The 7073-nt window shown below is 64.3% G+C and carries 6 protein-coding genes and 1 pseudogene; 1 reads left to right on the top strand and 6 read right to left on the bottom strand.

Annotated elements, in window-relative coordinates; translation table 11 throughout:
- Positions 1-206: pseudogene (locus tag ESZ60_RS21275) on the top strand (hypothetical protein); the annotation flags it as partial.
- Position 207: 1 nt separating this feature from the next.
- On the opposite strand, the gene ESZ60_RS08475 reads toward ESZ60_RS21275, so the two are convergent.
- From ESZ60_RS08475 to ESZ60_RS08450, 6 genes are all read right to left on the bottom strand, one after another.
- Positions 208-540, bottom strand: coding sequence for a YnfA family protein (locus tag ESZ60_RS08475; protein WP_134680136.1), 333 nt, complete (start codon positions 538-540; stop codon positions 208-210).
- Between the two features lies 1 nt (position 541).
- The gene (gene parE / locus ESZ60_RS08470) at positions 542-2512 is read right to left on the bottom strand and encodes a DNA topoisomerase IV subunit B (RefSeq protein ID WP_134680135.1); all 1971 of its coding nucleotides are present in this window, start codon (positions 2510-2512) and stop codon (positions 542-544) included.
- Positions 2513-2747: 235 nt separating this feature from the next.
- Complete coding sequence (locus tag ESZ60_RS08465; protein WP_134680134.1) at positions 2748-3407, bottom strand: glutathione S-transferase family protein; 660 nt, start codon at positions 3405-3407, stop codon at positions 2748-2750.
- A gap of 33 nt (positions 3408-3440) precedes the next feature.
- Positions 3441-4613 (bottom strand): dipeptidase, encoded by a 1173-nt coding sequence (locus ESZ60_RS08460; protein WP_134680133.1) that lies wholly within the window; start codon positions 4611-4613, stop codon positions 3441-3443.
- Between the two features lie 29 nt (positions 4614-4642).
- On the bottom strand, positions 4643-5140 hold the full coding sequence (locus ESZ60_RS08455) for a GNAT family N-acetyltransferase (protein WP_134680132.1): 498 nt from the start codon (positions 5138-5140) through the stop codon (positions 4643-4645).
- Positions 5137-7002: a M3 family oligoendopeptidase gene (locus ESZ60_RS08450; protein WP_134680131.1), complete on the bottom strand. Its 1866-nt coding sequence runs from the start codon at positions 7000-7002 to the stop codon at positions 5137-5139. Before ESZ60_RS08450 ends, ESZ60_RS08455 begins: the two co-directional genes overlap by 4 nt.
- Between the last annotated feature and the right edge of the window lie 71 nt (positions 7003-7073).

Genomic DNA, 7073 nt, shown 5'->3' with positions numbered 1-7073 from the left:
CCACCGGTTCGAGCGAGCGGGCGAAGGGCATCAAGCGCGAGGGTGAAGGCGCGTGGCACGCCCGCAGCCATGGCGGCGCGAAACGGCGCGTTTGCCATGGTCGCTCGGGCCTGATCACAGAAAGCCCCATCGGCGATGCGCCGGTGTTACCCGAACTGATCAAACAGATCCCGGCGCAAGAGCAGATCGGCAGCGTCACCGCCGATGCTACCCCCTTGCCCCGACCAGCACCACCACGGTTCCCAGCACGAATAGCCCTCCGCCCAGCAGGTCCCAGCGGGTGGGGATTTGGCCTTCGGTGAGCCAGAGCCAGCCAAGGCAGGTGAGGACATAGATCCCGCCATAGGCGGCATAGACGCGGCCGGAGTAGTCTACGTCAATGCGGGTCAGGAGCCAGGCGAAGAGTGCCAAGGACAGCATGCCCGGCAGAAGCCACAGGGCAGAGCGGCCCAGCCGCAGCCACGCCCAGAAGGCGAAGCAGCCGGCGATTTCGGCAAGCGCCGCCAGCAGGTAGATGGCGAGCGGCGCGAGCAGGGTCATCTTAGACGTCGAGATTCTCGGTATCGGCGAATTGCGCGTTTTCCTGGATGAACTGGAAGCGAAGCTCGGGCTTCTTGCCCATCAGGCGCTCGACCAGATCGCCGGTCTCGCCGCCTTCGTCCTCGTCGATCGAGACCCGGATCAGCTTGCGCGTCTTGGGGTTCATCGTCGTGTCCTTGAGGTCCTTGGCGTCCATCTCGCCCAGACCCTTGAAGCGCTGCACGTCGATCTTGCCCTTGCCGCCAAGACCTTTGGCGAGCATCGCCTCTTTCTCGGCGTCGTCGGCGACATAGACGCGATGCGCGCCTTGCGTCAGGCGGTAGAGCGGCGGGCAGGCCAGGTAGAGATGCCCCTTGTCGATCAGCGGGCGCATCTGGGTGAAGAAGAAGGTCATCAGGAGCGAGGCGATGTGGGCTCCGTCGACATCGGCATCGGTCATGATGATGACCTTGTCGTAGCGCAGGTCCTCGACGTTGAACTTCGAGCCCATGCTGACGCCGAGCGCCTGGCAGAGGTCGTTGATCTCCTGGTTGGAGCCCAGCTTCGAGCTGGCCGCGCCCAGCACGTTCAGGATCTTGCCGCGCAGGGGCAGCAGGGCCTGGGTCTGGCGCTCGCGCGCCATCTTGGCCGAGCCACCTGCCGAGTCGCCCTCGACGATGAAAAGCTCGGTCCCGTCGCGGTTGGTGGCCGAGCAGTCGACCAGCTTGCCGGGCAGGCGCAGCTTCTTCGTCGCGGTCTTGCGGGCGGTTTCCTTTTCCTGCTTGCGGCGCAGGCGTTCCTCGGCGCGCAGGATCAGGAAATCGAGGATCGCGCCCGCCGATTTCGTATCCGCCGCGAGCCAGTTGTCGAAATGGTCGCGCACCGCGCCTTCGACCAGACGCGTGGCCTCGGTCGTGGCAAGCCGGTCCTTGGTCTGGCCGACAAATTCCGGCTCGCGGATGAAGCAGGACACCAGCGCGCAGCCGCCGGTCAGCAGGTCCTCGCGGGTGATGTTGGCGGCCTTTTTGTTGTTGATCAGCTCGCCATAGCCGCGGATGCCCTTGAGGATCGCGGACCAGAAACCGGCTTCGTGGGTACCGCCCTCGGGGGTGGGGACGGTGTTACAGTAAGACTGGATGAAGCCGTCGCGGGCAGGCGTCCAGTTGATCGCCCAGTCGACCTTTCCGGGGACGTTGAACTTTTCCTTGAAATCCACCGAACCCGCAAAGGGGCGGTCGGCATAGGTCGAGGATTTGCCCAAAGTCTCGGTCAGGTAATCGGCAAGGCCACCGGGGAAGTGGAAGGTCGCCTCGCAGGGGGTCTCGCCGTCGTCGATCTCGGATTTCCAGCGGATCTCGACGCCCGAGAACAGATAGGCCTTGGACTTCACCATCTTCAGAAGCCGCGCGGGCTTGAAGCGGTGATGGCCGAAGATCTGCTCGTCGGCATGGAAGGTCACGGTGGTGCCGCGGCGGTTCGGGGCGGCGCCGACCTTCTCGACCGGGCCCTGCGGGATGCCGCGCGAGAAGCTTTGCTGGAACAGTTCCTTGTTGCGCGCGACCTGCACGACCATGCTGTCGGAAAGCGCGTTCACTACCGACGCGCCGACGCCGTGAAGGCCGCCCGAGGTCTGGTAGGCGTCGCCCGAGAACTTGCCGCCCGCGTGAAGGGTGCAAAGGATCACTTCCAGCGCGGATTTGCCGGGGAATTTCGGATGCGGGTCGATCGGGATGCCGCGGCCATTGTCGCGGACGATGACCGAATAATCGGCGCAAAGTTCGACCTCGATGCGCGAGGCGTGGCCCGCGACGGCCTCGTCCATCGAGTTGTCGAGGATCTCGGCGACAAGGTGGTGAAGCGCGCGCTCATCGGTGCCGCCGATATACATGCCGGGACGCTTGCGGACGGGCTCAAGCCCCTCGAGCACCTCGATGGAGGCGGCCGAATAGCTCTCGGTTGCCTTGTCCGAGACCGGGAAGAGATCGTCTGCCATCGCACCTGCTCGTCTTGTTCTTCTGAGGCGGGTTTATCTCACGCTCGGGGGATCCGGGGCAAGGGGAAGCGTCGCGAGAATCGGAAACCGCTAAGGATGGTAGCCTGCGCGGGGGATTCAACGCGGCGCTTTGACGCGGATCAAGGCGCGGGGCGTGAAGATCGCGCAGCATGGTGACGGTAACGAGTAACTTGTTCACGAGTGGATCGCGGCGGTCGATGCCGCCGCGATTTCGTCACTCGGGCTCGGCCAGACGTTCATTCCACATCTTGCGAAATGCCGGACGAGCCTGGCAATCATTGAGCCAGGCCGTCACGCCGGGGAACTGATCCAAGAGGGCATGATGGCCCTGCGCATAGCGGATCACCTCGGCCATGTTCAGGTCGGCCACGGTAAAGCGGCCGCCGACGAGATAGCCATTGCGCGCAAGATGATCCTCGAGAACCGCCAGAGGGCGGATCAGCCGTTCCGAGGCATTGGCGACGGCGGCCTGATCCGCGCCCGACTGGATCTGACCCTGCTTGTGAAGGAACAGGATGGTCAGCGCGTCCTGCTCGACCGAGGTGGCCGCGTAAAAGCTCCATTGCAGCATCAAGGCGTCCTCGGTCGGGTCGGCCGGGCCATAGGGCTGTCCATGTGTGCGCGCCAGATGCATGGTGCAAGCAAGCGATTCCGACACGACCAGATCGCCGTCGCGCATGACCGGGATCGCCCCGGCGGGAGAGAGCTTCAGGAAGCTTTCCGATCGCGTGTTCTGAGGCGCGTCAGGGGCCTTGGGATCGGCCAGCCGATAGGCCTGGATCACCGGCACTTGCCGGAAGGGCAGGCCCAATTCGTGGCACAGCCATATGATGCGCGAGGCGCGGGAACGGGTTACGCCGTAAATGGTCAGCATGGATCCTCCGGATTTCAACCTAGAGTGGCGCGACTACAGCGTCTCGGCAAGATAGCGCATCATGTTTTCCCCCATGATCTTGGCAATTTGCGTCTCGGAGAGACCGGCATCCATCAGCGCCTGGGTCAGGGCCGAGAGATGCGCCGCATCGAAAGGTACGCCCACCGAGCCGTCCCAGTCCGATCCCAGCGCAACCCGATCTTCGCCGACCAGCGCGACGGCGGCGGCGATGGCCTGTGCGATATCGGCGGGCGTGTCGCCGCAGACCACCTCGGACCAGAAGCCGATCCCGATCAGACCGCCCTTGGCGGCAATGGCGCGGATCAGGTCGTCGGGCAGGTTCCTTGGCGTGTTGCAATGGCTCTGGATGCCGGTATGCGAGATGATCGGATGCGTGCCGGGCATGGCCAGGACATCGCGGACCATTTGCGGGCTGGCATGGGCGAGGTCGATGATCATGCGCCGCTCTTGCGCCTCGCGGACCACCTGGCGTCCGAAATCGCTGAGGCCGGAATCCTGTCCGCCCATGCCATGCAGGCTGCCGCCCAGTTCATTGTCGAAGAAATGGGTAAGACCGACCAGCCGGAAGCCCGCGCTGTAAAGGACCCGCAGATTGTCGGGATTGCCCTCAAGCGGATGCGCGCCCTCCATGCCAAGAAGAGCGCCAAGGGTCTTGGCCCCCTGGCGCCGCGCCTCGATCAGATTTTGCAGGTCGCTTGCCGAGCGGATCAGCGCCACCTCTTCGGGGGCTTGCTCGGCGATCCGGTTCAGCGCGGCAGCCTGCGCCAAGGCGCGTTCCTTGAGGCTGAACCAGCTATGGGTCGGGCGAAGCTGCCCGATGAAGAGGGGCGTGATATTGTCCGGCGCATCCGCGCTGTTCTGGCTGTAGTTCTGACCGCGCGGGCTTTTCGTGACCGTGGTAAAGACCTGCACCGCGACATTGCCCTGCCTGAGGCGCGGAATATCGGTATGGCCGCGTCCCACCGGGTCCAGAAGGTCTCGATCCCAAAGCAAAGCATCCGAATGCAGGTCTCCGATCACCAGCCGGTCATGCAGCGCCAGAGCCTGCGGCGAGACGGGCCAGCCTTGGGCCGGTGCCGTCACCGGGTTCAGACTGCGCTCAACATAGGCCGGGCCCCAGACGGCAACGGCCACCGCCGCGAGAATGATGAGGATGATGAGGAGCGAAAAGATGCGCCTGATCACGGCGTCCTCCGTCGATGGCTGGGCTGGTTTCAGGTAAGGGGCTGTTCGGCGGTCTGGGACAGAAGGTCCAGGCGCAGGATGTGCTGCGGCCCGATCCGGCCTCCGTGAAACAACTGGCCGTCATCGCGAAACCCGCCCGCGATATAGATCGCGCGCGCTGCCATGTTCACGATATTGACCGTCAGGACGCAACGCTCCGCCCCGGGGTAGCGCGCCCGAAGATAGGGGCGAAGCGCGCGCATCGCGGCCTTGCCGGTGCCGCGCCCCTGTTCGCCGCGATCGATCATCATGCCACGCAGCCCGATTTCCTCGGGGCGCGCGAAATCAAAACGGGCGGCATAGGCGCGGTCGATCTTGAAGAAGCCTACCGTCTGGCCGTCGCGGATCACGCCGTGGAAATCGCAATCCGGCTCGTCCATCGCGAAATGGCCGGTGATCGAGCCGCAGAACGGCTCTTGCTCTGGCGTGACCGCGATATGCGCCACCCGGTCGAACTGATGCCGACCGAGCGGCTCGAGCGCGATCATGCCTCCATCGCCTCAAGCTCGTCGATGAAGCCTTCGATCATGGATAGCCCCTTGTCCCAGAAGGCGGGATCCGAGGCGTCAAGGCCGAAGGGCGCAAGCAGGTCCTTGTGATGTTTCGAACCGCCCGCCGACAGCAGGTCGAAATATTTCGACTGGAAGTCCGGCAGACCTTCCTCATAGGCGGCATAGAGTGCATTCACCAGCCCGTCGCCAAAGGCATAGGCATAGACGTAGAAGGGCGAGTGGACGAAATGCGGGACATAGGTCCAGAAGGTCTCGTAGCCCGGCATGAATTCGAAGGCATCGCCCAGCGATTCGGCCTGCACCGACATCCACAGGGCATTGATGTCCTCGGGCGTCAACTCGCCTGCGGCGCGCGCGGCATGCAGTTTGCACTCGAAATCGTAGAAGGCGATCTGGCGGACCACCGTGTTGATCATGTCCTCGACCTTGCCGGCCAGCAGCGCCTTGCGCTCGGCAGGATCGGTCGTTCTGGCGAGAAGCGCGCGGAAGGTCAGCATCTCGCCAAAGACGCTGGCTGTCTCGGCCAGGGTCAGGGGCGTCGAGGCCAGCAATTCGCCCTGATCCGCCGCAAGGCGCTGGTGGACGCCGTGGCCCAGCTCATGTGCGAGCGTCATCACGTCACGGGGCTTGCCCAGGTAGTTCAGTAGCACATAGGGATGCACCGTGGTTACCGTCGGATGCGCGAAAGCGCCGGGAGCCTTGCCCGGTTTCACGCCCGCATCGATCCAGCCGCGGTCAAAGAAGGGCTCCGTCAGTTCCGCAAGCCTGGGCGAGAAGCTGGCATAGGCGTCGAGCACGGTCGCGCGGGCCTCGGTCCAGGGGATCAGGCGCGGCGTCTCGGTCGGGAGCGGCGCGTTCCGGTCCCAGACCTGCAGCTTGTCAAGGCCCAGCCATTTCGCCTTGAGACGGTAGTAGCGGTGCGAGAGGCGCGGATAGGCGGCGGTGACCGCGTTGCGCAGGGCCTCGACCACTTCGGGCTCGACATGGTTCGAGAGATGCCGCGCGGTCTGCGGCGTGGGCATCTTGCGCCATTTGTCCTCGATCGCCTTTTCCTTGGCGAGCGTATTGTGGATGCGCGAGAAGAGCTTGATGTTCTTGCCAAAGACCTCGGCCAGCGCATGAGCGCCCGCCTCGCGCCTTGCGCGGTTATGGTCGGTCAGCAGGTTCAGCGTGGCCTCGATCCCCATTTCCTCACCATCGACCATGAAGGTCAGACCGGCCGTGGTTTCATCGAAAAGACGGTTCCATGCGGCCGCGCCGACGACGGAATTGTCGTGCAGGAACCGCTCAAGCTCGTCCGAAAGCTGATAGGGGCGCATGGCGCGCATCCGGTCGAAGACGGGCTTGTAACGCGCTGGACCGTCTGCGGCGGCAAAGATCTCGGCATAGCGTGCGTCCGAGATGCGGTTGAACTCCAGGCTGAAAAAGACAAGCTTTGTCGTATGCTCGGTGATCTGGTCCTGCAGGTCGCCCATCTGCTTGGCGCGGGCACCGTCCATGGTGTTCTGGTAATATCGCAGCCCCGCATAGGACATGATCCGCCCGGCCAGCAGATCGATCCGCTGATACCGCTCGATGCATTCCAGCATCTGCGGCCCTTCGAGCGAAGCCAGCCGCCCCTCGTAATCGCGCGAGAACTGGCAGCAGGCCAGACGCAGTTCAGCCATGTCGGCGGCAAGCTCGGGTGCATCGGGGGCCGGGTAGAGGTCGGTCAGATCCCAATCCGGCAGCGCGCCCAGATCGGGGGCGGAATTCGCGGCGTGAAGCGCGTTCTGGTCACGCGGCAGCGGGTGTGCAGGCAGGGGCGCAACGGGGCGAATCGGGGCGAGACTGGTCATGGTCATTCCTTTCGGTTGCTGCAAGATTTGACCTTTTCGCGTCGAACCCGCAACCCGTGGATGCGCCCGCC

It is taken from the genome of Paracoccus ravus (genome assembly GCF_004522175.1).
Taxonomy (GTDB): Bacteria; Pseudomonadota; Alphaproteobacteria; order Rhodobacterales; family Rhodobacteraceae; genus Paracoccus; species Paracoccus ravus.
The sequence above is the reverse complement of the archived record's forward strand: the minus strand, read 5'-3'. Positions and strand labels throughout refer to the sequence as shown.

What these genes read in the sequence shown, in the direction of transcription:
- ESZ60_RS08450 (WP_134680131.1), bottom strand. Translation starts at nt 7,002, where the DNA reads ATGACCAGTCTCGCCCCGATTCGCCCCGTTGCGCCCCTGCCTGCACAC.
- ESZ60_RS08475 (WP_134680136.1), bottom strand. Translation starts at nt 540, where the DNA reads ATGACCCTGCTCGCGCCGCTCGCCATCTACCTGCTGGCGGCGCTTGCC.
- ESZ60_RS08465 (WP_134680134.1), bottom strand. Translation starts at nt 3,407, where the DNA reads ATGCTGACCATTTACGGCGTAACCCGTTCCCGCGCCTCGCGCATCATA.
- ESZ60_RS08455 (WP_134680132.1), bottom strand. Translation starts at nt 5,140, where the DNA reads ATGATCGCGCTCGAGCCGCTCGGTCGGCATCAGTTCGACCGGGTGGCG.
- parE (WP_134680135.1), bottom strand. Translation starts at nt 2,512, where the DNA reads ATGGCAGACGATCTCTTCCCGGTCTCGGACAAGGCAACCGAGAGCTAT.